At 72.1% G+C, this 25,351-nt stretch carries 20 protein-coding genes and 1 pseudogene; 15 read left to right on the forward strand and 6 right to left on the reverse strand.

The genetic code is table 11. From position 1 onward, the window contains the following. Positions 1–93: 93 nt before the first annotated feature. Together ACSHWB_RS28920 and ACSHWB_RS28925 are read left to right on the forward strand one after the other, a co-directional pair. Entirely contained in the window at positions 94–3,159 is a 3,066-nt protein-coding gene (locus tag ACSHWB_RS28920) for a BTAD domain-containing putative transcriptional regulator (RefSeq protein ID WP_439656432.1), read from the forward strand. Between the two features lie 3 nt (positions 3,160–3,162). After that, complete coding sequence (locus ACSHWB_RS28925; protein ID WP_439656433.1) at positions 3,163–6,063, forward strand: hypothetical protein; 2,901 nt, start codon at positions 3,163–3,165, stop codon at positions 6,061–6,063. On the opposite strand, the gene ACSHWB_RS28930 is transcribed toward ACSHWB_RS28925, so the two are convergent. The 3 genes from ACSHWB_RS28930 to ACSHWB_RS28940 form a co-directional block, all read right to left on the reverse strand. Beyond that, positions 6,053–6,535, reverse strand: a complete 483-nt coding sequence (locus ACSHWB_RS28930) for a calcium-binding protein (protein WP_439656434.1) — start codon at positions 6,533–6,535, stop codon at positions 6,053–6,055. The two genes, ACSHWB_RS28925 and ACSHWB_RS28930, sit on opposite strands and share 11 nt — an antisense overlap. Before the next feature lie 63 nt (positions 6,536–6,598). Continuing rightward, positions 6,599–9,124, reverse strand: coding sequence for a BTAD domain-containing putative transcriptional regulator (locus ACSHWB_RS28935; protein WP_439656435.1), 2,526 nt, complete (start codon positions 9,122–9,124; stop codon positions 6,599–6,601). 49 nt (positions 9,125–9,173) lie between these two features. Continuing rightward, a complete protein-coding gene (locus tag ACSHWB_RS28940) occupies positions 9,174–9,917 on the reverse strand; it encodes a hypothetical protein (RefSeq protein ID WP_439656436.1) in 744 nt (247 codons plus the stop codon). Between the two features lie 137 nt (positions 9,918–10,054). On the opposite strand from ACSHWB_RS28940, the gene ACSHWB_RS28945 reads away from it, so the two are divergent. From ACSHWB_RS28945 to ACSHWB_RS28960, 4 genes are all read left to right on the forward strand, one after another. Next, the gene (locus ACSHWB_RS28945) at positions 10,055–11,383 is read left to right on the forward strand and encodes a S8 family peptidase (RefSeq protein WP_439656437.1); all 1,329 of its coding nucleotides are present in this window, start codon (positions 10,055–10,057) and stop codon (positions 11,381–11,383) included. Between the two features lie 91 nt (positions 11,384–11,474). Further along, complete coding sequence (locus ACSHWB_RS28950; protein ID WP_439656438.1) at positions 11,475–13,421, forward strand: phosphocholine-specific phospholipase C; 1,947 nt, start codon at positions 11,475–11,477, stop codon at positions 13,419–13,421. 10 nt (positions 13,422–13,431) lie between these two features. Beyond that, positions 13,432–14,628: a hypothetical protein gene (locus ACSHWB_RS28955; protein WP_439656439.1), complete on the forward strand. Its 1,197-nt coding sequence runs from the start codon at positions 13,432–13,434 to the stop codon at positions 14,626–14,628. 30 nt (positions 14,629–14,658) lie between these two features. After that, positions 14,659–16,923: a primosome assembly protein PriA gene (locus tag ACSHWB_RS28960; protein WP_439656440.1), complete on the forward strand. Its 2,265-nt coding sequence runs from the start codon at positions 14,659–14,661 to the stop codon at positions 16,921–16,923. 14 nt (positions 16,924–16,937) lie between these two features. Here the strand turns inward: ACSHWB_RS28960 and ACSHWB_RS28965 are convergent, their stop codons facing one another. After that, a complete protein-coding gene (locus tag ACSHWB_RS28965; RefSeq protein WP_439656441.1) occupies positions 16,938–17,405 on the reverse strand; it encodes a hypothetical protein in 468 nt (155 codons plus the stop codon). A 65-nt stretch (positions 17,406–17,470) separates the two neighbouring features. On the opposite strand from ACSHWB_RS28965, the gene ggt reads away from it, so the two are divergent. Beyond that, on the forward strand, positions 17,471–19,240 hold the full coding sequence (gene ggt / locus ACSHWB_RS28970; RefSeq protein WP_439656442.1) for a gamma-glutamyltransferase: 1,770 nt from the start codon (positions 17,471–17,473) through the stop codon (positions 19,238–19,240). A gap of 189 nt (positions 19,241–19,429) precedes the next feature. Continuing rightward, complete coding sequence (locus tag ACSHWB_RS28975; protein WP_439656443.1) at positions 19,430–19,627, forward strand: hypothetical protein; 198 nt, start codon at positions 19,430–19,432, stop codon at positions 19,625–19,627. A gap of 3 nt (positions 19,628–19,630) precedes the next feature. Here ACSHWB_RS28975 and ACSHWB_RS28980 read toward each other — a convergent pair whose 3' ends face one another. Further along, positions 19,631–20,149 carry a DinB family protein gene (locus tag ACSHWB_RS28980; RefSeq protein WP_439656444.1) on the reverse strand — a complete coding sequence of 173 codons (519 nt, stop codon included), beginning with the start codon at positions 20,147–20,149 and terminating at the stop codon, positions 19,631–19,633. A gap of 142 nt (positions 20,150–20,291) precedes the next feature. Between ACSHWB_RS28980 and ACSHWB_RS28985 the strand changes: the two genes are divergently transcribed. The 5 genes from ACSHWB_RS28985 to ACSHWB_RS29005 all read left to right on the forward strand — a co-directional run bounded on the left by ACSHWB_RS28985 (position 20,292) and on the right by ACSHWB_RS29005 (position 23,835). Next, on the forward strand, positions 20,292–20,441 hold the full coding sequence (locus tag ACSHWB_RS28985; RefSeq protein WP_439656445.1) for a hypothetical protein: 150 nt from the start codon (positions 20,292–20,294) through the stop codon (positions 20,439–20,441). 46 nt (positions 20,442–20,487) lie between these two features. Then, on the forward strand, positions 20,488–21,036 hold the full coding sequence (gene def / locus ACSHWB_RS28990; RefSeq protein WP_439656446.1) for a peptide deformylase: 549 nt from the start codon (positions 20,488–20,490) through the stop codon (positions 21,034–21,036). Positions 21,037–21,038: 2 nt separating this feature from the next. Continuing rightward, the gene (gene fmt, locus ACSHWB_RS28995; RefSeq protein ID WP_439656447.1) at positions 21,039–21,965 is read left to right on the forward strand and encodes a methionyl-tRNA formyltransferase; all 927 of its coding nucleotides are present in this window, start codon (positions 21,039–21,041) and stop codon (positions 21,963–21,965) included. 109 nt (positions 21,966–22,074) lie between these two features. Continuing rightward, positions 22,075–23,517: an RsmB/NOP family class I SAM-dependent RNA methyltransferase gene (locus tag ACSHWB_RS29000; protein ID WP_439656448.1), complete on the forward strand. Its 1,443-nt coding sequence runs from the start codon at positions 22,075–22,077 to the stop codon at positions 23,515–23,517. A 192-nt stretch (positions 23,518–23,709) separates the two neighbouring features. Further along, positions 23,710–23,835, forward strand: coding sequence for a hypothetical protein (locus ACSHWB_RS29005; RefSeq protein WP_439656449.1), 126 nt, complete (start codon positions 23,710–23,712; stop codon positions 23,833–23,835). A gap of 78 nt (positions 23,836–23,913) precedes the next feature. Here the strand turns inward: ACSHWB_RS29005 and ACSHWB_RS29010 are convergent. Then, positions 23,914–24,087: pseudogene (locus ACSHWB_RS29010) on the reverse strand (LysR family transcriptional regulator); the annotation flags it as partial. 83 nt (positions 24,088–24,170) lie between these two features. Here ACSHWB_RS29010 and ACSHWB_RS29015 point away from each other — a divergent pair. Both ACSHWB_RS29015 and rpe read left to right on the forward strand, forming a co-directional pair. Then, complete coding sequence (locus ACSHWB_RS29015; protein ID WP_439656450.1) at positions 24,171–24,668, forward strand: flavoprotein; 498 nt, start codon at positions 24,171–24,173, stop codon at positions 24,666–24,668. Between the two features lie 26 nt (positions 24,669–24,694). Further along, complete coding sequence (rpe, locus tag ACSHWB_RS29020; protein WP_439664685.1) at positions 24,695–25,345, forward strand: ribulose-phosphate 3-epimerase; 651 nt, start codon at positions 24,695–24,697, stop codon at positions 25,343–25,345. Positions 25,346–25,351: the final 6 nt, after the last annotated feature.

A 25,351-nucleotide genomic window follows, 5' to 3' on the forward strand; every position in this document is an offset into this window, starting at 1 on the left:
ATGACCGCGGGGCCTGGCGTGGGACGGAAACCTGACGGAAACGGCGTTCCAGGCTGACATCACCGCGTCGCCGGACGACTACCTGGTGTGCAGGTGCGGATTCTGGGACCGGTCGACGTCACGGTGGACGGCGTGCCGAGGGAGGTGCGGGGCCTTCGCCGCAAGGCGGTGCTTGCCGTGCTGGCGCTGCGGGCGGGCGAGATCGTGAGCACGGACCGGCTGGGCGAGGTGGTGTGGGGCGGCCGCGCGCCCCGGACTGCCGTGAACACGCTTCAGCACCACGTGTCGTACCTGCGTGGCGTGCTCGGCGACCGTGCGGCGATCGCGGTGCGCGGGCCGGGGTACGTGCTCGACGCCGACACGGATCTCCTCGCGGTCCAGCGGTTGCTGGACCAGGACGAGGCCGACCCGGCCGTCCGCGCGGTGCAGCTGCGGGCGGCGCTCGCGTGCTGGCGGGACCGGCCGCTGGCGGACGTGACCGGGCACCCGTGGCTGGACGAGCAGGCCGAACGCATCACCGCGCTCAGGACCGGAGCGGTGGACGCGCTCACCGAGGTGCGGCTGGCGCTCGGCGAGCACACGGCGCTGGTGCCCGAGTTGGAGTGGCGCGTCCGGGAGCAGCCGTTCGACGAGCACGCGCACGGACGGCTGATGCTCGCGCTGTACCGCGGCGGGCGTCAGTCCGAGGCGCTCGCGGTGTACCAGCGACTGAGGCACACGCTCGGCGAGGAACTGGGGATCGACCCGAACCCGGCCCTGCGGGAGCTGGAGGCCGCCGTCCTCCGCCAGGACACCGCACTCGACGTGCCGGTAGCCGGGCCCACGCCGCGGGCGGGAGTCCTGCTCGAGCGCGAGCACGAGCTGTCCGAACTGGCCGCCGCCGCACGGGAGGCGGTCGCGGGGAAGGGCTCGGTGGTGCTGGTGTCGGGCGAGCCCGGCGTCGGCAAGTCGGCACTGGCGGACGCGGTGCGGTGGGCGGCGCCTCCCCAGGCCCGGCTGCTCGTCGGCTGGTGCGACGACCTGGCCACGCCTCGCGCGCTCGGCCCGTTCCGCGACGTCTTCGGTCCGCTGCTGCGGGGCGCGGGGGACCGGGACGAGGTGTTCGAGGTGCTGCGCGCCGAGCTGGCCCGGCCGGCCGTGCTCGTCGTCGAGGACGTGCACTGGGCCGACGAGGCCACCGTGGACGCGCTGTCGTTCCTGGTCAGGCGGGTGGCGTCGTGGCCGGTGCTGCTGGTGCTGACCCACCGCACCTCCGGGCGGCTGCCGCAGCGCCTGCTCGGGCAGGTGGCGGCGGCGCGGGTGCGGCGGTTCGAGCTGGCGCCGCTGTCGGCCGCGGCGGTCGAACGGCTGGTCACGGCCAGCGGGCTCGACCCTCGCGAGGTGTTCGCCGTGACAGGGGGAAACCCGTTCTTCGTCACCGAGGTCCTCGCGGCGGGACACCTCGGCCGCGTCCCGCCGACGGTCGCCGACGCGGTGCTCGCCCGGCTGCACCGGCTCGACGACGCCGGCCAGGAGGCCCTGGCGCAGCTCGCGGTCGTGCCGTCCGCCGTCGAGCAGTGGCTGCTCGAGGCGTTGCTGCCGGAGGGGGTCGCCGCCGTGGTGACCGCGGAACGGCACGGGCTGCTCACCGTGACACCGGACCGCACCGGGTTCCGGCACGAGCTGATCCGGCGCACCGTCGTGGACGCGTTGCCGGTGGCCAGGAGGGTCGAGCTGAACGGCCGCGTCCTCGCCGCGCTCGTGGCACGTGGCGACACCGACCTGGCCCGCGTCGTGCACCACGCGGCCGAGGCCGGCGACACCGGCGCGATCGTGCGCTACGGCCCCATGGCCGCCGAGGCCGCGAGCAGGGCGGGCTCACACCGGGAGGCAGCGGCGCACCTGAGGCTGGTGCTGCGGCAGCAAACACCGCTCGACCCGGAACGCCGAGCCGGGCTGCTCGGCCGCTACGCGATCGAGAACAGCGTCATCGGTGACATGGGCCCGGCTGTGGAGGCCCAGCGGGAGGCGGTCGCACTGCGGCGCGGGCTCGGTGACGCCCGCGCGCTCGGTGCCGATCTCGTGTGGTTGTCGCGGATCTGCTGGCAGGCGGGCATGCCCGAGCTCACCCACCAGACCGCCGAGGAGGCCACCGCACTGCTGGAGAGCGCGGGTGACGACAGGATGCTCGCCCGTGCGCTGACCCACCAGAGCGCTCTGTGGTCGATCGTCTACCGCTCGAAGGAGAGCCTTGTGCTGGGGGAGCGCGCCATCGCACTCGCCCGCGCGACCGGAGACCAGGAGACCCTCGCCCACGCGTTGACGAGCGTCGGCACCGCGCAGGCCGACCTGGGCCTGACGGAGGCGTGGACCACGCTGGCGGAGGCCAGGCGGGTGACGCTGGCGTCCGGCTCGGTCAGCGACTTCTGCAGGTACACGGTCAACGTCGTCGAGATCCTGCTCTGGGAGTTCCGCCTCGACGAGGCCATGGCGTGTGTCGCGACCGCGCTCGAGATGGCGGACGACGCGGAGGAGCTCCGGTACCTGCACCGCATGTACACGATCCGGGCGACGGTCGCGGTGGAGACGGGCGAGTGGGACCGGGCGGCGGCGGACGCGGAACTGGTGGCCGGGGTGCGGCCGCCGGCCAACCCTCCGACCCTGTGCCCCGCGCTCGTCGCACTGGGCAGGGTGCGGGTGCGCCGCGGTCTGCCCGGTGGGGAGGAGGCGCTCGCGGAGGCGTGGGATCTCGCGCACCGCACCGGGGAGCTGCAGAACATCGGCCCGGTCGCCGTGGCTCGTGCCGAGGCGGAGTGGCTGCGCGGCGAGGAGATCGCGGTCGCGGTGCTCGAACCCCTGCACGCCGAAGCGAGCCGGCTGGGCGTGCGGGCGCTGGCCGCGGAACTGGCCTGGTGGCTGCGCGTCGCGGGCCGTCCGGTGCCGGACGACTCCGGGCTGCCCCACGCGCTGCTGGCGACGGGCCGGTGGTGCGAGGCCGCCAAGACGTGGCAGCAGGCCGGGTGCGACTACTGGTGTGCCGTCGCCCTCCTGGAGAGTGACGACCCCGGTGACCTGGCCGAGGCGCTCGCGGTCTTCGAGGGGCTCGGCGCACGACCCCTCGTCGCCCGTGTGCGCGAGCGGCTCCGCGCGGTATCTCCGAGGTGCGTGCCGACTCCGTAGTGCGTGGGGGACAACAAGATCCTGCCGTTGCACGGGGTGCCGCGGCCGCTGGACGTCGAGCTGCCGCGGTTGCGGCTGGTCGACCGGTTGCGGGGGCGGTGGACCCTGCCGGTGACGCTCGTCGTGGCGGGGCCGGGGTTCGGCAAGACGACCGCGCTCGCCCAGGCGGTGCGGGCGAACCTGCTGGAGCCGCGCGGGATCGACGCCTGGGTGAGCTGCGAGCCCGCCCACGAGGACGCGGACAGGCTGGCGCGATCGATTCTCGGCGCTCTCGCCGTCCGCGCCCGTCCCGGTGTGCTCGGCGTGCGGGACGTCGTGGACGCGTTGCTCCGGCACGCACCGCTCGACGTGTGTCTTCTGCTCGACGACGTGCACGAGGTCCCGGAGGACTCGCCGGGCGCGGAGCTCCTCGGTGCGGTCGTGCGGGCGCTGCCGGGCACCGCGCACCTCGTGTTGTCGGGGCGGCGCGTGCCGAGCTGCCGGCTGGCTCGCAGGGAGGCGGCGGGCGAGGTAGCCGGCATCGACTCCGCCGAGCTGGCCTTCACCGAGGCCGAGACGGCCGCGCTGGCGGGACGGTTCGGCCGCGAGCCGCCCGAGGACCTGCACGGCTGGCCCGCGCTGGTGCGGCTGTCCCTCACCGCCGGTCCCGCCGCGTCGTGGCGGTACGCGAGGGAGGAGGTGCTCAGCCGCCTGCCCGAGTCCGTGCGGCTGACGCTGGCGGCGCTCGTGACGCTCGGCAGTGCGACGGCCGGTGAGCTTGCTGCGGTGGCAGGGAAGTCTGTGCCACTGGAGAACCTGCTCCGGTGGGTTCCGCTGGTCGACCTCCTCGACGACGGGCGGTACCGGGCACACGACCTGTGGGCCGACCCGGTGGCGCGCGTGGTGCCGATGGAGGCGCTGAGGACCCGGGCCGTGGAGGTGCTGTGCGCTCGTGGCGACCTGGCCAGGGCCGGGAGTGTGGCGTGCCGGGCGCGGGACTGGGGGTTGCTCGCGCGGCTCGCCGTCGACCTCGTGCGGACCACGTTGTCCGTGCTGCCCGGCGTGACCGCCGACCGGTGGCTGTCCGCCCTGCCCGTGGACAGGGCGGACGATCCCGCGTTCCTGTTGCTGCGGGCCGCGGCGGCGCACGCCCGCGACTTCGCCGACCGGTCCATCGACGAGCTGGTCGACGCGGCCTGGCAGGGGATGCTCGACGCGGGGGACCAGGACGGGGCCGCGGTGGCGCTCGGCCAGGCGGTGATCACCGCGCACTCCAGGGGAGACCTGGTCCGGCTGGTCGTGGTCGCCCAGCGGGCGGGGACGCTCGACACCGCGGGATCGCCCGTCCTGCGGTTGCTGCGGCACAGCGCCGCCGCGGTGCTCGCCGAGCTTGCCGGTGACCCGGAGGAGGCGCTCGTCCACCTCGCCCAAGCGCCCGTGGGCGAGGTGCCCCCGGCGCTCGCCGTGTCCACCACCAGGTTCCACGTGCACTGCCTGTCGATGTGCGGTCGCGGCCGGGACGCGGCCGAGCTCGCCGAACAGGTCCTGGACGACGACCTCGCCCGCCGCCACGCCACGGTCGCGCGCTGGTTCGACGGTGAGCTCGTCGAGTTCCAGACGGCCGACGCCGACAGCACGGCGCGTGATGAGTTCGTGGCGCGGGCCTTCCACACCGTCATCGCCGCGTCGTTCGGCGACACCACCACCGACCTGTCGACCGAGCAGGACAACCCGCGCGACGCGGTGCTGGCGTGCGCGGCACAAGCGGCCGCAGCCGTCGCGCGCGGCGAGGAGGACCTGGCCCGCGACCTCTACCGGCGGCACCTGGCCCGGTGGACGCTGGAGATCAAGCTCGCCGAACGGCACCTGCGGCGGTTCCTGACCCTCGGGTACGTGCTCAGCGACGAGCTCAGGGAACGGTGGGACAGCACCGACCTGGGACCGTCGCACCAGAAGGCACGAGCGGCCGGACGCGCGTTCTTCGACGCCAGGAAAGGAGATCTGCGCAACGATCTGCCGGAGGCACACGCGCTCTGCTTCCTCCCTCTGCCGTGGTCCGCCGAGCTCGCCGTCCGCCAGGCGGCCGCGGGCAGGACGACTCTGGGCACCTGGCTGGCGGACCGCGTCGGATCGGCCGTGCACCGCCAGTTCCGTGAGCTCGCCAGGGACCCGGACCTCGCCGCCGGTGCCGCCAAGCTGCTCGCCACCGTGCCCACGCCGCCGGACCACCCGGTCGGCATCGAGGTGATCGGGCCGCTGCGCGTGACGAGGAACGGTCTCGCCGTGGACGCACCCGAACTGCGCAGGGCACGCGTTCGCCAGCTCCTGGGCCTGCTCGTGCTGCGCACCTCGCTCTCCCGGGACCAGGCGATCGACCTGTTGTGGCCCGGCCTCGACCCCGCGAGCGCCGCGCGGAACCTGCGCGTGACGATGACGCACCTCAGGCGGTTGCTGGAACCCGGCCGCACGGGCGGCGAGGCCAGTTACTTCCTGCGCAGCGACAGCGAGACGATCCGGCTCGTCCGCGGTGACCTGCTGACCGTGGACCTGTGGTCGTTCCACGAGCTGGACGCGGGCGAGGCCGTGGAGCTGTGGCGGGGCGAGCCGCTGCCCGACCTCGCGGAGCTGTGCGAGGCCGAGATCGCCCAGATCACCGCACGGCACGTGCACAACCTGCTGGCACTGGGCGAACTCAGACTCGTCACGGGAGATCCGGCCGAGGCCCACCGTCTCGCGGAACGGGCGCTCGCCCTGGAGCCGTTCGAACCGCGCGGGCACCGGCTCGCGCTCGCCGCCGCACTGCGCGCACGGAATCCACAAAGGACTGTGCGGACCCGTGCGCGCGTGCTGGACTCGTTGCGGCAGCTCGGGGTCGGCCCCGATCCCGCCACGGAGATCCTGCTGCGGCAGACGACTAGCAGTTGAGGGTGACCTCGGTGGACGCCGTGCAGAAGTTGACGCCGGCCTGACCGTCGCCCCGGTCGAAGTTCGGGTCGCCGGACAGCAGGTCCATGCCGTCCCCGCCGAGCATGTCGTCGTCGCCGGCCTCGCCGTAGACGGTGTCGTGGCCGGCACCGCCCTGGACGTTGTCGGGACCCCAGCCGGCGCAGACCAGGTCGTTGCCCTCGCCGCCGAAGATCGTGTCGTCGGCACCGAGCCCGAGGATGATGTCGTTGGCGCCCAGGCCGAAGATGGTGTCCGGCCCGTTGCTGCCGACGATCACGTCGGGGCCGGGGCCGCCGACGATGAAGCCCGCCCCGACGATCGTGGGCACGGCGTTGTAGCAGGCCCCCGGGCCGGGTCTGTTCTGGAACTCCGGCGGGACGTCGTCGGCCTGGGCGACACCGGCGGTGCACAGTCCGACGGCGAGCGCGGCGGCGGCGATGCGCAGTCTCATTGTTGTTTCCCCTCTTCGGTTTCTTGCCTGGGAAGAGAGTCGCAACGCCGCGTTGCCCGAACGCTAACCGGAGCGCGCGAGGTGCCGTTCGACGGCCGGTACCGGCGCCCCGATGCTGGTCCGGATCGCCGCCGCCTCGGCCAGCAGTTCCCGGCGGCCCGTCGCGTGGGCGAGCGCCTCCAGGACGCTCGCCTCCCGCCAGCGGTCACCCAGTTCGCGGTGCAGCGTGAGACTGCGCTCCAGCAGCGACCGCGCGGCCAGCGGGTTGCCGGTGCCCTGCTCGACCACCCCGAGCAGGTTGAGCGCCCAGGCGATGCCCTCCTTGAACTCCAGCTCCCCGAACGTGTCCAGTGCCTCGTCGAGCATCCTGCGGGCCTGCGCCGGCTCACCGCGGTACCAGGCGACGGCGCCCAGATAGGCGAGCGACGACGTGGCACCGCGTTGGTCGCCCAGCTCGCGCAGTGACTTCAGTGATGCCTGAAGGTCGGCCTCCGCGACCACGAGGTCACCGGCCAGCCAGGACGTCGCACCCGCGAGTTGCCGGGCGTAGGCGGCGTTCATCGGGTTCGAGGCCGACGCGGCCTCCTGGTAGTGGTGCAGCGCGGCTTCGTAGTGACCGCGTTCGCGCGCGATCGAGCCGAGCAGCCGGTGCAGCCTGCCGGCCAGGGTTGGATCGGTCGCCAATCCATCTTGAGCGTAGCGCATCGCCCGCGGGTAGTCGCACTCCAGCAACGCGAGGGCTGCCGCCGATGCCAAAGCCTTGCCGCGCAACGGTCCTGAGCCGCGCAGCGCCACCTCCAGCCACCGCCGGCCCTCGCCGTAGTTGCCGGTGCGGTGCCAGTAGCGGTTCAACGCCACCACCAGCCGCAGGATCTTGTCCGTGTCGCCGGTCGAGGTGAACCAGTCCATGGTGCGTCGCAGGTTCGCGTGCTCCACGCGCAGTTCGTTGAGCAGCGTGCCCGTGGGGTCGCCCTCGGCGCGTTCGGCCAGGCACAGGAAGAAGTCGGCGGCGCGCGCGTGCGCCGACGTGTGTTGTTCCAGCGCGAACGCGCGAACGGTCTCCAGCATGGAGAAACGGGTCTCGCCGGCGACCCGGGACACCCGCACGAGCGACTTGGCGACCAGGCCGGACAGCGCGTCGAGCGAACTGGCCAGCGCCTCGACCAGGTCCGCGGGGAACCCGCCCGCGCACACCGCGAGATCGGCGAACAGCGTGCGTTCCGAGGACGTCAGCAGGTCGTGGCTCCACGCGATCGCGGCCCGCAACGGCCCGAGCAGCCCGAACCGGTCGCGCAGCCGCCGCACGATCTGGGCCGGTGTGAGGACGGACGTGCGGGCCGCGGCCAGTTCCAGCGCCAGCGGCAGGCCGTCGAGCGCCGCACACAGCTGAGCGATCGCGGGTGCGTCCGCGTCGGTGTAGGTGTGGGCGGCCCGGCCCAGGAACAGCTGCACGGCGTCGTACGCGGCCAGTTCGGCCAGCGAGCGCGGGACGTCCGGGTCGGGCACGGCCAGCGGCGGCAACGGGTAGACCGTTTCGCCTGGCACAGCAAGGGGTTCGCGGCTCGTGGCGAGCACGCGCAGCCGTGGATGCGCCTCGACGAACGCCGCGCATCCGGCCCGCAGGTGCTCGCAGTTGTCCAGCACCAGCAAGGTGTTGCCGAGCGTGCCCAGTTCGCGCGCGGTGATCGCGAACGCCGTCGCGACCGCGTCCTCCACGCACGAGGCGGAGGTCAGGTCGACCACCGTGGACGACGGCGTGGCGTGCTGGGCGAGCCGGGACTTGCCGCAGCCCGCCGGTCCGGTGAGCGTCACGAGCCGCGTCTTCTCCAGCAGCCGCACGACGTCCTGGGTCTCGCGCTGCCGTCCGACCAGCCCGGCGCCGGGGTCGGCGGGCGGACAGGCGAGCGCCTCCGCCTCGACCGCCCGCAGGCCCCGCCCGGGATCGACGCCCAGCTCCTCGACGAGCACCTTGCGCGCCCGGCGGACCGTGCTCAACGCATCAGCGCGTCGGCCGTCACGTAGTTGTGCGTCGGCGAGCAGCTCCCAGAAGCGTTCCCGCAACGGATGAGTGACCACGAGCCGTTCGAGCTGCGCGGCGGCGGTGCCACAGGCGCCACGGCCGATCTCCTGCTGTGCCAACGCTTCCTCGGCCGCGAGACGTGCCTCGTGCAGCCGGGTAATCTCGGCGGAGGCCCACTCGGAGACGGCGCAGTCGGTCAGCGGATCGCCGCGCCACAACGCAAGTGCCGCACGGGGTGAGGGAGCGCGCTCGAACCGTGTGACGTCGACGTGCGATGGATCGATCCGCAACGCATAGCCCGCGCTGGTGGTGACGAGGACATCGGGGAGACCGATCGCGGCGAGCGCTGAACGGACGCGCGCGATGTGGCTGTGCAGCGTCCGCAACGCCGTGGCCGGGGGCTCGGTGCCCCACAGCGCGTCGATCAGACGCGCCGCGGGCAGCACCGAGGGTGCGCGCAACGCCAGCAGCGCCAGGAGGGAGCGCTGGCGCGTGCCGGCGAGGCGCAGCACGCCGCCTGGCCCGGTCACTTCGAGGGGCCCGAGCAGGCGGACGTCTAGTTGGTCCACGCACGAGCGGAGTTCCTACGGCCCGTCCTGATACATCGGCCGGCCGAACTCATTGAACGCACTGGTCGAGGGGACCCTGCGTGCACGTGTCGGTGCCGCCGAGCCCGTACAGCTTGTTGGGCCAGGCGTTACCGCTCAGCACGTCGTCGCCCTGCGTGCCGTAGACGTCCTGCACGTTCTTGACCTCGTCCAGCTCACCCGGCCTGCTCGCCGTGCCCGCCGCGAGGTCGATCGTCATGCCCTCGGTGTGGTCGCTGAAGTCCGCCCTGTCGCGCATGTTCAGCTTCGCGCCGTCGATCTTGTCGTTGCCGTAGCCGCCCTGCAGGAAGTTGCCGCCCGCGTCGGCCTGCGGCTCGTCCAGCACGTCGTCACCGTCCCCGCCGAAGAGCTGGTCAGGGCCCAGCCCGCCGCTCAGCGAGTCGTCGCCCTCACCGCCCTGCAGGACGTCCGCGCCGGAGCCGCCGTGCAGCGAGTCGTCGCCGTCGCCGCCGTGCTGCTCGGTCGGCACGGCGCTGTCGTAGAGCACGCTGTCGTTGCGGTTGCCCAGGTGGATGACGATCTTCTGGACCTGCGCGCACTGGACGCGGGAGGCCGACAGGCGCGTGCACCCGGTGCCCGGCCGCATCGTGCCGGCATCGCTGACGGTGGTGCCGGAGACGTGGATCTGGCTGGCGCGCGCCGGCGCCCCGGTGACGACGAGCCTGCCGGCCTCGACCCGCGCGACGGTCGCGGGCTCCGGTGCGGCGGCGGTTCCCGATGCGGCCAGTGCGGCCGCGACGAACAGCGTGAGCATGGCGTCTCCCCTCGAAGGCGTTGTGCACGTGGGTACGCGCGGCCTGTTGTGAATCTGTTGTGGCGGCCGCATCCGTGCCACAACCGCCCTGGCCTGTGCTGCACGTCGTCAGTCCGCTTGTGAAGGGGAGGAAGACCGTGAGAACAGGCATGGCAGCCCTGCTCGGCGTCGTGATGGCGCTGACGGTGACACCGCTGACCGCGGCGGCCCAGGAAGAACCGGAAGAGCAGGAGATCATCGTCAAGTTCAAGGAAGGCGCGTCGCGAGGGGACGCGCTGACCGAGTCCCGGACGCGGGCCGTCGCCGACGCCACGGACGGAGCCGAGGTGCTCGCGTCGCGGGACGCCACCGAGTCGATCCGCGTGCTGATGGCGCGCGGTGACGTCGAGTACGCCGAGCCGAACATGGTGTTCGAGACGATGGCCGTGCCCAACGACCCGTTGTGGCCGTCGCAGTGGCACTACTGGGAGGCGACCGGCGGCATCCAGCTGTCGCCCGCCTGGGATCTCGGGCCGTCCGGCTCCGGCCAGCGCGTCGCGGTGATCGACACCGGCCGCACCGCGCACCCCGACATGTCCGCCAACTACATCGGTGGCTACGACTTCATCAGCAACGCGGTCTACGCCAAGGACGGCAACGGCCGCGACGCCAACCCGACGGACCAGGGCGACTGGCGGCTGGCGAACCAGTGCGGTCCCGGCACGGCGGCGCGCGCGTCGAGCTGGCACGGGCTGCACGTCGCCGGCACCGTGGCGGCGTTGCGCAACAACGCGACCGGTGTCACGGGCGTCGCGCCGTTGGCCAAGGTCGTTCCCGTGCGCGTCCTCGGCACGTGCGGTGGCACGCTCGCGGACATCGCGGCGGGCATCGTGTGGGCGGCTGGCGGCGCCGTGCCCGGTGTTCCGGCGAACCCGAACCCGGCGAAGGTGCTGAACCTGTCGCTCGGCGGCCCGTCCGCTGCCTGCCCCGCGACGCTGCAGAACGCGATCAACACCGCCCGCAACGTGCACCGCGCGACCGTGGTCGTGGCGGCGGGCAACAGCGCCGTGGACGCGGCGGGGGCCACTCCGGCGAACTGCGCCGGTGTGATCACCACGGGTGCCACGGACCGGCAGGCCAACCGGGCCTCGTACGCGAACTTCGGCGCGACGATCGAGGTGTGCGCGCCCGGTGGCGAGACCTCGCCGTCGGCGGCGAACGGGGTGCTGTCGACGCTGAACAACGGCCCCACGGTGCCGGCCGGGTCGATCTACAAGCACTACCAGGGCACCAGCATGGCCACACCGCACGTGGCCGGTGTCGTGGCGTTGATGCAGCACGCCCGTGTGCAGCAAGGCAAGGCGTTGCTGACGCCCGCGCAGGTGCTGTTCTACCTGAAGGCGAAGGTGCTGCCCGCGGCCGCCCAGTGCGGCAAGGGGCTGGTCGACGCGCGGCAGAGCGTGGCGGCCGCCATCGCCGCTCCCTGATGTGATCTGTGAACAAGGCCCTGGTCATCCAGGGCCTTTGTTCATACTGCTGACGGTTCCGCGCCATGTACCGCGACTACAAACTCAGTTCATGTCGCTCTCTCGTCGTGGGTTCATGGCTGCTGTCGCTGCTGCTGGTGCGGGCACGCTGCTGCCACCGTCGGTGTACGCAGCGTTGGCCCGTGAGCCCCGTGCGGGAGGATTGCGCGCGATCAAGCACGTCGTGCTGCTCATGCAGGAGAACCGTTCGTTCGACCACTACTACGGGACCCTCCGTGGGGTGCGCGGGTTCTCCGACCGCAACGCGCTGAGGGGTGTGTTCAACCAGTCGGGCGTGCTGCCGTTCCCGGTGCGTGAGGCGGCGTCCGGGCGGGACGTCCAGTACATCGGCGACCTGGACCACAGCTGGAACGGCGGGCACTCGGCGTTGCGCGGCGGGTGGAACGACAACTGGGTGCCGGCGAAGACCGGGGCGACCATGGCGTTCTACACGCGCCAGGACATCCCGTTCCACTACGAGCTCGCGGACACCTTCACGCTGTGCGACGCCTACCACTGCTCGGTGCCGTCCTCGACCTCGCCGAACCGCAACTACTGGGTGTCCGGGTACACGGGTTTCGAGCCCACCGGCGGCCGTGCGACCGGCAACGCGGCCTACAGCGAGGACACGCACGCCGGCTACACGTGGAAGACGTACCCGGAACGTCTTGAGGCCGCTGGGAAGTCGTGGCGCGTCTATCAGGAGTGGGACAACTTCCAGGACAACAACCTGGAGTTCTACGTGCGCTTCAAGGAGATCGCGCGCAAGGTGCTGCCCGCCGGGTTCAAGTCGCTGGACAAGCTGTACGGCACCGGTGACCCCGCGCTGATCGGTTCCCTCGATCTTTCTGCTTTGACCGCCGCGGAGAAGTCCCTGTACACGCGCGGACTGCACCGCGTGAAGCCCGGCGGGCTGGGGGAGACGTTCCGCGCGGACGTCGCCGCCGGCCGGCTGCCCGCCGTGTCGTACCTCGTTCCGTCCTCTGTGGACTCGGAGCACCCCGGCGCGTCGTCGCCCGCCGCCTCCGCCTCGATCACCTACCAGGTGCTGGACGCGCTGGCGTCCAACCAGGAGGTGTGGGAGTCGACGGTCCTGTTCATCACCTACGACGAGAACGACGGCTTCTACGACCACATGCCGCCGCCGCGCCCGCCGTTGTCTTTTAGCGATGAGTACGTGGGTGACCGGCCGTTGGGGCTCGGTGCGCGCGTGCCGATGACTGTCGTGTCGCCGTGGTCCGTCGGCGGTTACGTGAACTCGCAGGTGTTCGACCACACGTCGATGACGCGGTTCCTGGAGAAGTGGACCGGGGTGCGTTCGGAGGAGATCTCCGCGTGGCGCCGGACCGTCGCCGGTGACCTGACCTCGGCGTTCGACTTCGACCGGCGCCGGACGTGGCCCGAGGTCGGGGAGCCCGCCGCGGTGCCGCCCGCCACGCCGCGCTGGCGTCCCGCACCTCCGTCCGAGCAGAAGATGCCGGAGCAGGAGCCCGGACGGCGGCGTGCGCGCGCTCTGCCGTACCAGCCCGACGCGTCGTTGCGCGGAGCCTCGTTGGAGATGTCGAACTCCGGCTCGGCGTCCGTGCACTTCGCCCTGTACCCGTACTCGGGGCAGTTCGCGCTGCCGCAGCACTTCGACGTCTCGTCGTCGGCGTCGCTGGAGGTCGCGGGTGACCACGACCTCGTGTTGCTGGGACCCAACGGTTTCCGCCGTGAGTTCGCAGGGTCTTCCTCTGACCGTGCGCGCGTCTCGTCGTCGGTGCGTGGCTACAGCCGTGTGCTGACGTTGACGTTCGAGAACAGCGGGCCGTCGCGGCTGACGTTCGTGCTGGGGCGGCGTCGTTACGTCGTGAGGCCAGGACATCGGCACGTCATCCCGTGGCTGACCGTCATGAACTCCGGCTGGTACGACCTGACGGTGACCGTGGAGGAAGAACCCGCGTTCCGACGCCGGCTGTGCGGTCACATCGAGAACGGCCAGGAGTCGATCTCCGGATAACGTTGTCCCCGTGGAGATCAAGGGGGACGAGATCCGGCGGCGGATGATCGAGCACGACCTGCTGGACCCTGGCGGGTTCGTGCTCGCAGGAGCCAGGATCACGGGGCAGCTCGACCTGTCCGACGTGGTGGCCAAAAAGCCGTTGGTGCTGCGCGACTGCACGACCGACCAGCCGGTGCTGTTGGACAGGGCGCAGTTCTCGCAACTGGACCTGCGAGGCCTGACCGCGCCCTCCGTGCACGCGCGGGGCCTGTCCGTGGAGCACAACCTCAGCCTGAGCGGCGCCCGCCTGGAGACGATCGACGCGCTGCACATGCGCATCGGCGGCAGCGTCTACCTGGACGACGGGTTCCACGCGTCGGGTTCCGTGACGCTGAGCGGCTCGCAGATCTCCGCCGTGCTGAGCTGCGTCGGCGCGCGGTTCGAGGACGGGCTGTTCGTGGTCGACCTGCGGGTCGGCGACGGGATCTTCCTGTCCCAGGGGTGCCACGTCTCCGGCGGCGGCAGGCACGCGTCGGTGCGGATGCGCGGGACGCGGGTCGACGGGCAGCTCGTCCTGCGGGAGGGGCGTTTCAGCTCCCCTGAGGTCGCACTGGACCTGCGACACGTCCGGGTGGGCAAGGAGCTGTTCCTGCCGTTCGAGGGCGTCGAGGGCAAGGCGCAGCTCGAAGGCCTGACCTACGAGAGCCTGGCGCGGGACGCCACTCTGGACGAATGGCTGTCGTTCCTGGCGACGCGCACCCTCCGCTACTCCACCCAACCATGGGTGCAGCTGGCCGCCGCCCACCAGGCGGCAGGCCACGAACGTGACGTGCGGCGGATCCGCGTGGCCCAGCAACGCGACCTGCGCCGCCGCGGCCAACTCTCGCGCTGGGGCCGCCTGTGGCACCTGATCCGCGGCGTGACCGTCGGCCACGGCTACCGCCCAGGCCTCGCCCTGGTGTGGCTGGCGGGTGTGCTGGCCGTGTCGGTGGGTGTGGTGCTGATCTCCGGCGCCGTCCGCTGCTCGACGGTCGAACAGGTCGGCTACGCCCTCAACGTGGCGACGCCGCTGGTCAAGGTGGACGCGGCCCGCTGCACGGTCGACGCGGGTGCGAGCGCCGGCCAGGTGGTGCTGGCGGCGACGTGGTTGCTGCAGATCCTGGCCTGGGCGTTCGCGACCCTGTTCGTGGCGGGTTTCACGGGATTGGTGAGGCGCAACGCGTGACTGTCGGGGCTGTCTGATACACCAGGAGGCATGAGCGCGAAGACCGCAGCGAGAAAAGGGGAGCGGGTCCCCGCGGAGTCGCTGCCGGTCGCCCGGATCGTGGTGGACGTGCCGCTGGCCCACCTGGACCGGCCGTTCGACTACTCGGTTCCGTCCGAACTGGACGCTGCCGCGGTGCCCGGCTGCCGCGTCCGCGTCCGGTTCGCGGGCCAGCTGGTCGACGGCTACCTGCTGGAGCGCGTGGAGACCTCGGAGTACGGCAAGAAGCTGGCGTTCATCGAGAAGGTCGTGTCGCCCGAACCGGTGCTGGCGCCGGAGATCGCCGTCCTGGCTCGTGCGATCGCCGATCGGTACGCGGGCGGGATGATCGACGTGCTGCGCCTGGCGATCCCGCCCCGGCACGCCCGCGTGGAGGCGGCCGCGCAGGGGGAGGCGCCGCCGTTGCCGCAACTGCCCGCGTGGGTGAAGGGGGCCGGCGAGACCGCGGGGCCGGGAGGCGTGTCCGTTGGGGGGAGTGTCGAGGCCGGGTCGTCGGCCGGAGCTTCCGCGCCCACCGAGGAGCCTGTCGAACCCGCTCCTCCAGCCGGAGCGTCCACACCCGCCCCGGCCACGCCGCCTGGGGTTCCCGCGTCCGCAGGGGAAGGGCTTGCCGAGTCCCCGGCTCCTGGCGCCCTCGCGGACGCCGGTCAGCCCGTCGACCCCGCTCCGCCCGCGCGGTCATCGCTGCCTCCCGTCCCCGCCGACGCCTGGTCGCGTTACCCCCGCGGCCCCAAGTACCTGGAGGCCCTGCACGAGGGCCGTCCCGCCCACGCCGTCTGGCAGGCCCTGCCCTCCGAGGACTGGCCCGCCCGCCTCGCGGAGGCCGCCGCCGCGGTCGCGTCGTCCGGGCGCGGGGTGGCCATCGTCGTGCCCGACCACCGCGACCTGGCCCGCGTCGCCGAGGCGTGCGCCGCGCTGATCGAGGGCGTGGTGACGCTGTCGGCCGATCTCGGGCCGTCGGAGCGGTACAAGCGCTGGCTGGCCGTGCGTCGCGGGGTGGCGCGGGTGGTGGTCGGCACGCGCGCCACGGCGTTCGCGCCGGTCAAGGATCCCGGGCTGCTCGTGGTCTGGGACGACGGTGACGACCTGCACGTCGAGCAGCGTTCGCCGTATCCGAACGTCCGTGACGTGCTGGTGCAGCGCGCACACATGACGGGTGCGGCGCTGCTCATCGGCGGGTTCGCCCGCACGGCCGAGGCGCAGCTGCTGGTTGAGACCGGCTGGGCGCACGAGATCGTGGCGTCGCGCGAGACGCTGCGGTCCGTGGCGCCGCGGGTGGTGTCGGTGGGCGACAACGAGTGGCAGGACGTCAAGGACTCGGCCGCGCGTACTGCGCGGTTGCCGTCCATCGCGTTCGACGCGGCGCGGTTCGCCCTCGCCGACTCGCCGGTGCTGATCCAGGTGCCGCGCCGCGGTTACGTGCCGTCGCTGGCCTGCGGTCAGTGCCGTGGTCCTGCGAGGTGCCGCCGGTGCGCGGGTCCGCTGGCGTTGCCAGGAGGGACCGACAACGGGCTGCCCAAGCCCGCGTACTGCCGGTGGTGTGCGGCTACCGAGGCCGGTTTCCGTTGCCCCACCTGCGGGTCGCGCAAGCTGCGCGGGCAGATCATCGGTGCCCGGCGCACCGCCGAGGAGCTCGGGCGCGCGTTTCCCGGGTTCCCGGTGCGGACCAGCGGCGCGGACGAGGTGCTGACCAAGGTGCCGGGCAAGCCGTCGCTCGTGGTCGCCACCCCCGGCGCCGAACCCGTGGCCGAGGGCGGTTACGGCGCCGTGCTGCTGCTCGACGGCTGGGCGTTGCTCGGCAGGGCAGATCTCCGGGCCTCCGAGGAGGCGTTGCGGCGGTGGATGACGGCCGCGGGGCTGGTGCGGCCGGGCAACGGGCGCGTGGTCGTGATCGCGGACTCGTCGCTGACGCCGGTGCAGGCCCTGGTCCGCTGGGACCCGGTGTGGCACGCCGCCACCGAGCTCGCCGCGCGCACCGAGCTGGGCTTCCCGCCGGCGGTGCGGATGGCGACCGTCGACGGCACCCCGGACGCGGTGAACGCCATGCTCGACGAGCTCCGGCTACCGCCCACCGGCGAGATCCTCGGGCCGGTCCCGCTGGGCGACGACGAGACCAAGGAACGGGCCCTGGTGCGGGTCGCGCGCGGCGAGGGCCGTCAGCTGGCCGCCGTGCTGGCCGAGGCGCAGGCCGTGCGGACGGCCCGCAAGGAACAGGACCTCGTGCGGATCAAGCTCGACCCGCTGGAGGTCCTGTAGGGCGGGGCCGGCGTTCAGTCCACGTAGTGCGAGCGCAGGGCCGCCATGTGCTCGCGGATATCCTCGTCGGTGAGCTTCTCGTACTCGAGGTACTCGCTCAGGTACGTCATGAGGTCGCCGCGTTCGGGGTGGTCCTCGCCCGCGATCACGTGCGCCGTCGTGCCCGCGATTCCCGCCGGGAACAGCAGGAAGCCGTCGAGGCCCGCCATCGTGTCGAAGGAGGCGTTCTTGGCCTCCCACAGGGCCCAGACGTCCTCCTCGCGGCCGCACTCGGCGAGCAGCAGGGCGGCGAGGACCAGGGCCTCGCTCACGCCCCAGCCCTCCTGGTGGGCGGCGGTCTCCTCGGCGAGCAGGTGGCGCAGCAGGCCGGCGTCGTCGTCGCGGCGTTCGCGCAGCAGGAGGTGCAGTGCTTCCTCGCGGTCCGCCTCGTCGAGCGGGGTGTTCGTGAAACTGGTTCGCAACTGGTCAAGATCGATCGACACGCCCGCACCTTAGGCCTTCCTCAAGGAGTGTTGCCATCCGGTCGTAACGGAGTAGAAGTTTCCGCATGTTGCGAACGGTTGCCGCACTGACGCTCTCCGTCGTACTGGTCGCTCCCGTCCCGGCGGGAGCGGCGGAGTCATCACCACGCGTGCCCGAGCAGGTGGGCTGGGGAGGCGCCGTGTCGAGCGTCGACCCCGACGCGTCCCAGATCGGTGTCGACGTGCTCCGCCGCGGTGGCAACGCCGTCGACGCCGCCGTCGCCACCGCCGCCGCGCTCGGCGTGACCGACCCGTTCAGCGCGGGCATCGGTGGCGGCGGGTTCTTCGTCCACTACGACGCCCGCACCGGCCGTGTGTCCACTTTGGACGGGCGCGAGACCGCGCCCCGGTCGGCCACCGACCAGCTCTTCGTGGAGAACGGCCAGCCACTGCCGTTCGCCGAGGCGATGACCAGCGGCAAGTCCGTCGGCGTCCCCGGCACGCCCAAGACGTGGCAGCAGGCGCTGCGCAAGTGGGGCACGCTCGACCTGCGCGAGGCCATGGCGCCCGCGGAAGCGTTGGCGCGACGTGGTTTCGTCGTCGACAAGACGTTCAACTCGCAGATCGCGAACAACGCGGCGCGCTTCGCCGACTTCACCTCGACCCGCGACCTCTACCTGCCCGGCGGCCAGCCGCCCGCGATCGGCAGCACGTTCCGCAACCCGCAGCTCGCCGACACCTACCGCGAGCTCGCCCGCACCGAACTCGCGTCGCTCTACGGCGGCGCGGTGGGTCGTGACCTCGTGAAGGCCGTGCAGAAGCCGCCGGTCGTGCCCGGCTCGACCCGCAACGTCCGCGCCGGCGACATGCAGATCTCCGACCTCGCCCGCTACCAGGTCGAACGCCGCGACCCGACGCACACGCGCTACCGCGGCCTCGACGTCTACGGCATGGCGGCGCCGTCGTCCGGTGGCACGACCGTCGGCGAGGCGCTCAACATCCTCGAGTCGACCGACCTCTCCAAGGTCTCCGACGTCGAGTACCTGCACCGCTTCATCGAGTCGACCAAGCTCTCCTTCGCCGACCGTCTGCGCTGGGTCGGCGACCCGGCCTTCTCCCGAGTGCCGACCGAGGGCCTGCTCTCGCAGAAGTTCGCCGACAGCCGCGCGTGCCTGATCAAGCCCGACGCCGTGCTGCCCGCCCCGCAGCCCGCCGCCGACCCGCGCAACCCCCAGGCCTGCCAGGCCACCGCCGGACTCTCGGCGTTGCGCGAGGACGCCGAACGCACCACGCACCTCACGACGGCCGACCGCTGGGGCAACGTCGTCGCCTACACCCTGACGATCGAGGCGGAGGGCGGCAGCGGCATCGTCGTCCCGAACCGCGGCTTCCTGCTCAACAACGAGCTCACCGACTTCGAGTTCGTCGCCCCGACCGCCGGCGTCCCGCACCCGAACCTCCCCGGCCCCGGCAAGCGCCCGCGCTCGTCCATGGCCCCGACGATCGTCGTCGACCACGGCAAGGTCCTGCTCGCCGTCGGCTCACCGGGTGGCTCCACCATCATCACCACGGTCACCCAGATCCTGACCGCCCGCCTGGACCGCAAGATGTCGCTCGTCGACGCCGTGGCGGCCCCGCGCGCCTCCCAGCGCAACGCGGCCACGACCCCGGCGGAGGCGGAGTTCATCGCCGCCTCGACCACGGCGGGCCTGCAGGCCATCGGGCACAGGTTCAGCCAGAACGCCGAGATCGGCGCCGCCACGGCCGTCGAACGCGCCAAGGACGGCCGCTGGCGTGCGGTCGCCGAGCCGACCCGGCGCGGCGGTGGAGCGGCCCGCGTCGTGAAGGTGGGCTGATCGAGCCGGATTTCGCACGCGGAAAGGACGGGCCGTGCCATGGCCCGTCCTTTTTCGTGTCGCTCGGTCCGGCATTCGCATTTCAGAGACCAGCGGAATTTCCAGCTGGTCCGGAATCGTAACGAAGCTCGCCGGCGGTTCGATCCTTCTTGCGCGGCGGCACGGTCGTTTCGTGAAATGAGGTTCTAAATGGCGTGGAACATGCTCGAGATGACGGACGGCAGCAAGTATCGCGTTCTCGTCGACTTCACGGAGCTCGTCGAGACCGTCGACAACGCCCTGAAGGCCGGAGGCCTTCTCACCCTTCCCATGGGGATCGAGAAACCTGGGAACCCCGTCACCCTCAACCCGCGGCACATCGTCCGGGTGATCGACGGAATGCACTGAGCACTATTTGTTGGTGCGGCCGTCGATGCGTTCGCGGATGAGGTCGGCGTGACCGTTGTGCTGCGCGTACTCCTCGATCAGGTGGATGTAGAGCCACCGCACCGAGGTCTCACCCGCTCGCTCGTGCACGAAGGTGTCGTCGAGGTCCCGGCCCGCCGCTGCCGCGCGGGACTCGATGATCTCGGCGCCGAGCGCGGCGTACTCCGCCTCCGCCCTGCTGGGGTCCAGGCCCTCGAAGGCGCCGCCGCTGCGGCCCGGCACGCTGTAGAGGCCCTGGACGTCCTCGCCGGCCAGGCGGCGGCGGAACCAGACGCGTTCGACGTCCGTGAGGTGGCGGATCAGGCCCAGCAGGGACAGGTTCGACGGAGGTGCGGACTCGAGGGCGAGCTGCTCGCCGGTCAGGCCCGCGCAGTTGGCCAGGAACGTGGCCCGGTGGCGGTCCAGCCACGCTTCGAGCATCGGGCGCTCGGCGCCGAGCAGTGGTTCGTCGGCCGGGGTGACTTCGGGTGCCGTCCAGGTCATGCGCCCATTGCATCAGCCTCATGACCTGGGTGTCTCCACCTTATGGCCGAGAGGGACCCGTGATCTTCCTACCGTGGGCTGATGCAGGCTCGATACCGCGAGCCGATGTGGGCTGACCTGCGCGAACGGCACAGTTCATGGCATGACGACGACCACTGTTCCCAGCGCCCAGGCAGCCCACTTCGACCTCCACGCGCTGTTCCGTCCCGTGCTGACGGCCCTGCGGTTCACCGGCCACTTCGTCGTGGCGCTGGTGGGCGTGATCTTCCTCGGCAGCGCGTCCGAGCACTGACCGCGCTCCTCGTAGACTGGCCTCCAGTCCACACGAGGAGCACTGCGTGACCGTCCAACCCATCCGCCTGTTCGGCGACCCCGTGCTGCGCACCGCGGCGACCGAGGTCACCGACTTCGACAAGGAACTGCGCACCCTGGTCAAGGACCTGTGGGACACGATGCAGGACGCGGGCGGAGCCGGACTCGCCGCGCCCCAGCTCGGTGTCGGACTGCGTGTGTTCACGTACCACTGCGACGGTTTCGCCGGCCACCTCGTCAACCCGACGTGGGACGTCGTCGGCGAGGAGATGCAGGACGGCTCCGAGGGCTGCCTGTCCATCCCCGGCATGACGTGGGACTGCAAGCGCCACCTGCACGTGGTGGCCAAGGGCTGGAACATGCACGGTGAGCCCGTCGAGGTCGAGGGCACCGAGACGCTCGCGCGCTGCATCCAGCACGAGTCGGACCACCTCGACGGAGTGCTCTTCCTCGACCGCCTCGACGCCGACACCCGCAAGCAGGCCATGCGGGAGATCCGGCAGTCCGAGTGGTTCGACGGTACGGTCCCCACCTTGAAGCAGAGCCCGCACCCACTCTTCGGCAGGTCCAGCTGACCATGCGACTCGTGTTCGCCGGTACGCCCGAGGTCGCACTTCCCTCGCTGCGCGCCCTCATCGACTCCTCCCGCCACGACGTCGTCGCCGTGGTCACCCGTCCCGACGCACCCTCCGGCCGTGGCCGCAGGCTCGAGCGCTCCCCGGTGGCCGCGCTCGCCGACGAGCACGGCATCGAGGTCCTCACCCCCGTCAAGGCGGGAGAGCCCGAGTTCCTGGAGCGCCTGCGCGCGCTGGAACCCGACCTCTGCCCGGTCGTCGCCTACGGCAACCTGCTTCCGCAGCGCACGCTCGACGTCCCCAGGTTCGGCTGGGTCAACCTCCACTTCTCCGTGCTGCCCGCGTGGCGCGGCGCCGCGCCGGTGCAGGCCGCCGTGCGCAACGGCGACGACATCACCGGCGCCTCGACGTTCCGCATCGTCAAGGAGCTCGACGCGGGCCCCGTGTTCGGCGTGGTGACCGAGAAGGTGCGCGACCGCGACACCTCCGGCGACCTGCTGACCCGGCTGTCCGTCTCGGGGGCCGGCCTGCTGCTGTCCACTGTGGACGGCATTGAGGACGGCACCCTGCGGGCCGTCGAACAGCCCGCGGACGGCATCACCTACGCCGCCAAGATCTCCGTCGAGGACGCGCGCCTCGACTTCACCACGCCCGCCACGGCGCTCGACCGCCTGGCGCGCGCCGTGACACCGGAACCCGGCGCATGGGCCGAGTTCCGCGGCGAACGGCTCAAGCTCGGCCCGGTGACGCCGGTGGCCGACGTGACGCTCCCGGCGGGCGAGGTGCTCGTCGAGCGCAAGCGCGTGCTCGTGGGCACCGCGACCACGGCGGTGGCACTCGGTGAGGTCCAGGCACAGGGCAAGAAGCGCATGGCCGCCACCGACTGGGCACGCGGCGTGCGGATCGAATCAGGGGAGCGCATCGCATGACGTGCTCCCGGACGAGCTCGGCAGGCGTCGCCTGTGAGCGGCAGGACAGGAACGTGGCGCGCGTGATCCGCGCAGCCGCAGGGGAGCCAGAGACAGTGGAGTACAACGCATGACCGGCCACTCGCGAGGCGCCTCGAAGCCTTCCCGCCCCAGCAGGCCGCACCCGCCGAGCCGGCGCACCGGGCCCTCCCGGCCGCCCGTGGAGGACCCGGCCCGCCTCGCCGCGCTGGAGACCCTGCGCGCCGTGCGGCAGCGGGACGCCTACGCGAACCTGGTGCTGCCGCAGATGCTCCGCGACCGGCGCATCACCGGCCGCGACGCCGCGCTGGCCACCGAGCTCACCTACGGCTCGGCGCGGGCACAGGGCCTGCTCGACGCCGTCATCGAGGCGTGCTCGGACCGCCCGCTGTCCGAAGTGGACGGCTCGGCGCTCGACGCGTTGCGGCTGGGCGCGTATCAGCTGCTGCGCACCCGGATCCCGTCCCACGCCGCGGTCGCCTCGACCGTCGACCTCGTGCGGGGCGAGCTCGGGTCCGGCATCGCGGGCTTCGTCAACGCCGTCCTGCGCCGGGTGGCAGAGCAGGACGAGGCCGCCTGGGTCGACGAGCTGGCGCCCGACCCGGACACCGACCCGATCGGCAACCTGGCTTTCACCCACGCCCACCCGCGCTGGATCGCGCAGGCGTTCGCGGAGGCCCTCGGCAGCCGCGAGGAGCCGCTGAGGCTGGCCCTGCAGGCCGACGACGCGCGCCCGGCCGTGCACCTGGTGGCACGCCCCGGCGAGGTGAGCGCCGACGAGCTCGCCGCCATCACCGGCGGCGACGTGGCGCCCTACTCGCCCTACGGCGTGCACCTGGAGACCGGCGCGGGCGACCCGGGCGATCTCGAGCCCGTCCGGGAACGCCTCGCCAACGTGCAGGACGAGGGCAGCCAGCTCTGCGCCCTGGCCCTGACCCGCGCGCCGCTCGAGGGCACGGACACAGACGACCGCTGGCTGGACCTCTGCGCCGGCCCCGGCGGCAAGGCCGCCCTGCTGGGCGCACTCGTCGGCATCGAGGGCGGCGAGCTGATCGCCGTCGAGAAGGCGCCCCACCGCGCCGAGCTCGTGCGCAAGCTCACCACCGGCCTGCCGGTCACCGTGGAGGTGGCCGACGGCCGTGAGACCGACTTCCTGGAAGGGGCGTTCGACCGCGTGCTGGTCGACGCGCCCTGCACCGGTCTCGGTGCGCTGCGCAGGCGCCCGGAGGCGCGGTGGAGGCGCCAGCCCGCCGACGTCGGCACGCTCACGAAGCTGCAGCGCGAGCTGCTGACCGAGGCGTTGCGACTCGTGCGCCCTGGCGGCGTGGTGGCTTATGTCGTGTGCTCACCTCATCTCTCGGAGACCGTAGGGGTGTTGACGGACGTCGCGAAGCGCACCGGGGCCGAGGTGCTGGACACGCGGGAGTTCTTCCCGGGAGTTCCGGACCTCGGGGAAGGACCGCACGTTCAGCTCTGGCCCCATCTGCACGGCACCGACGCGATGTTCTGCGTGGTGCTGCGACGCCCTGTGTGAGCGCTCGGGGAAGACTCTAACGACGAGGTCTGACAGTTTTGGATCCCTTGTGCCGCAAGGGATCCAGGTTCAGACCCTGGCTGTGGAGGCGCGGCGGTAGGTCACGTCCGCCGCGCCGCGTTCGAAGGCGCGCACGGCCGGTACGGGAACACCCGACGGGTGGGCGAGCGCGAGCTTCGTCGGGGGCACGCCGTGAGCGGCACCGCCGTCACATCGGCCCCGACCCGGTTCACCGCGCGGCGCCCGACCATGACGATCAGCCGCTTCAGCGTCACCACGTCGACGATCTGGATCGCCGCCGCCGGCTTCCCCGATTGACCCGCCTGCCGGGCGCGGCGCCGTGTCGACGGCGGCGAGGGCGGCCCGGCTGTCTGTCAGGAACACGCGGCCCGTCTCGGTCAGCTCGACCTGTCGGCTGGTGCGGTCGACCAGCCGCGCGCCCACCCGGCGTTCGAGCTGGGCGATCGCTCGCGACAGGGGCGGTGCGGCGATGCCGGGCCGTGCGGCGGCACGTCCGGAGGGGAGCTCCTCGGCGACCGCGGCGAAATAGGCCGGTTCCCTGGTCTCCAGCCGCTGATCCTTGCCTCGAGGTCACGACCTTGCCGGCGGCCACGCCCCCGGCAAGGTCGGCCTGCTTCTCTAAGATCGTCCACATGACACGTGGGCTGCTCGGACTGGTCGCCTCAGGCTGCGGCGGGGTCGAAGGCTGGTTCCGCACGGAGCTCGCCGAGCCCGCCGCACAACTGGGGTGGCAGTTGGCCATCACGCTCACCCCGACGGTCGTCCCGTGGTTCGAGGAGGCGGGCGAGCTGGAGAAGCTCCAGGCGCTGACCGACCTCCCGATCCGCTGGGAGCCGAGGCTGCCGAGCCAGCCGAAGCCCTACCGCACGCCCGACGCGTTCATCTTCGCCCCTGCCAGCGCGAACTCGGTGGCGAAGCTGGCACTGGGCATCGGCGACAACCAGGCGCTGACCGCGTTGAACGAGGCCATCGGCACCGAGAACTGCAAGGTCGTCGTCATGCCCCAGGCCAGCGCCGACAAGCGCCGTCACCCTCTGTGGGAGACGCACGTCACGACGCTCACCGGAGCGGGTGTCGTCGTGGTCTCAGACGAGGCTCCCGGCAGGCTGCTCGACCTGCTGGACACCTAGACTTCACCCTCGTGGTCCACACGCCGATGATCGCCCCCAGCATCCTGTCCGCCGACTTCGCGCGCCTCGCCGACGAGCTCGCCGCGGTGCCCACGTCGGACTGGATCCACGTCGACGTCATGGACAACCACTTCGTGCCGAACCTGACGCTCGGCCTGCCCGTGGTGAAGTCGCTGCTGAAGGTCACCGACATCCCGATCGACTGCCACCTCATGATCGAGGACCCGGACCGCTGGGCCATCGGTTACGCGGAGGCGGGCGCGTACAACGTGACCGTGCACGTCGAGGCGGCCAGCGACCCCATCGCACTGGCGCGCAACCTCAGGGCCGCCGGGGCCAAGGCGGGCCTGAGCATCAAGCCCGGCACCCCGCTGGAGCCGTACGTCGAGGTCCTCAAGCACTACGACACGCTGCTGGTCATGTCGGTCGAACCGGGCTTCGGCGGCCAGAGCTTCATGGCCGAGGTGCTGGACAAGGTCCGCCAGGCCCGCCACCTCGTCGACACCGGGCACCTCAAGCTGCTCGTGGAGATCGACGGCGGCATCAACGCCGACACGATCGAACAGGCCGCGCAGGCCGGGGTGGACTGCTTCGTCGCCGGTTCCGCCGTGTACGACGCCGCAGACCCCGGCAAGGCCGTCGAGGCCCTGCGCGCCCAGGCAGCCGGGTCGAGGTGACCCCCG

Origin of the sequence: Lentzea sp. HUAS TT2 (assembly GCF_051853195.1) — a bacterium.
Lineage (GTDB): Bacteria > Actinomycetota > Actinomycetes > Mycobacteriales > Pseudonocardiaceae > Lentzea.

Excerpts from the sequence above, each read along its gene's own strand:
- ACSHWB_RS29015 (WP_439656450.1), top strand. The coding sequence starts at position 24,171 with ATGACACGTGGGCTGCTCGGACTGGTCGCCTCAGGCTGCGGCGGGGTC.
- rpe (WP_439664685.1), top strand. The coding sequence starts at position 24,695 with ATGATCGCCCCCAGCATCCTGTCCGCCGACTTCGCGCGCCTCGCCGAC.
- ACSHWB_RS29000 (WP_439656448.1), top strand. The coding sequence starts at position 22,075 with ATGACCGGCCACTCGCGAGGCGCCTCGAAGCCTTCCCGCCCCAGCAGG.
- ggt (WP_439656442.1), top strand. The coding sequence starts at position 17,471 with ATGTTGCGAACGGTTGCCGCACTGACGCTCTCCGTCGTACTGGTCGCT.
- ACSHWB_RS28930 (WP_439656434.1), bottom strand. The coding sequence starts at position 6,535 with ATGAGACTGCGCATCGCCGCCGCCGCGCTCGCCGTCGGACTGTGCACC.
- ACSHWB_RS28950 (WP_439656438.1), top strand. The coding sequence starts at position 11,475 with ATGTCGCTCTCTCGTCGTGGGTTCATGGCTGCTGTCGCTGCTGCTGGT.
- ACSHWB_RS28940 (WP_439656436.1), bottom strand. The coding sequence starts at position 9,917 with ATGCTCACGCTGTTCGTCGCGGCCGCACTGGCCGCATCGGGAACCGCC.
- ACSHWB_RS28985 (WP_439656445.1), top strand. The coding sequence starts at position 20,292 with ATGACGACGACCACTGTTCCCAGCGCCCAGGCAGCCCACTTCGACCTC.
- ACSHWB_RS28960 (WP_439656440.1), top strand. The coding sequence starts at position 14,659 with ATGAGCGCGAAGACCGCAGCGAGAAAAGGGGAGCGGGTCCCCGCGGAG.
- fmt (WP_439656447.1), top strand. The coding sequence starts at position 21,039 with ATGCGACTCGTGTTCGCCGGTACGCCCGAGGTCGCACTTCCCTCGCTG.
- ACSHWB_RS28975 (WP_439656443.1), top strand. The coding sequence starts at position 19,430 with ATGGCGTGGAACATGCTCGAGATGACGGACGGCAGCAAGTATCGCGTT.
- ACSHWB_RS28980 (WP_439656444.1), bottom strand. The coding sequence starts at position 20,149 with ATGACCTGGACGGCACCCGAAGTCACCCCGGCCGACGAACCACTGCTC.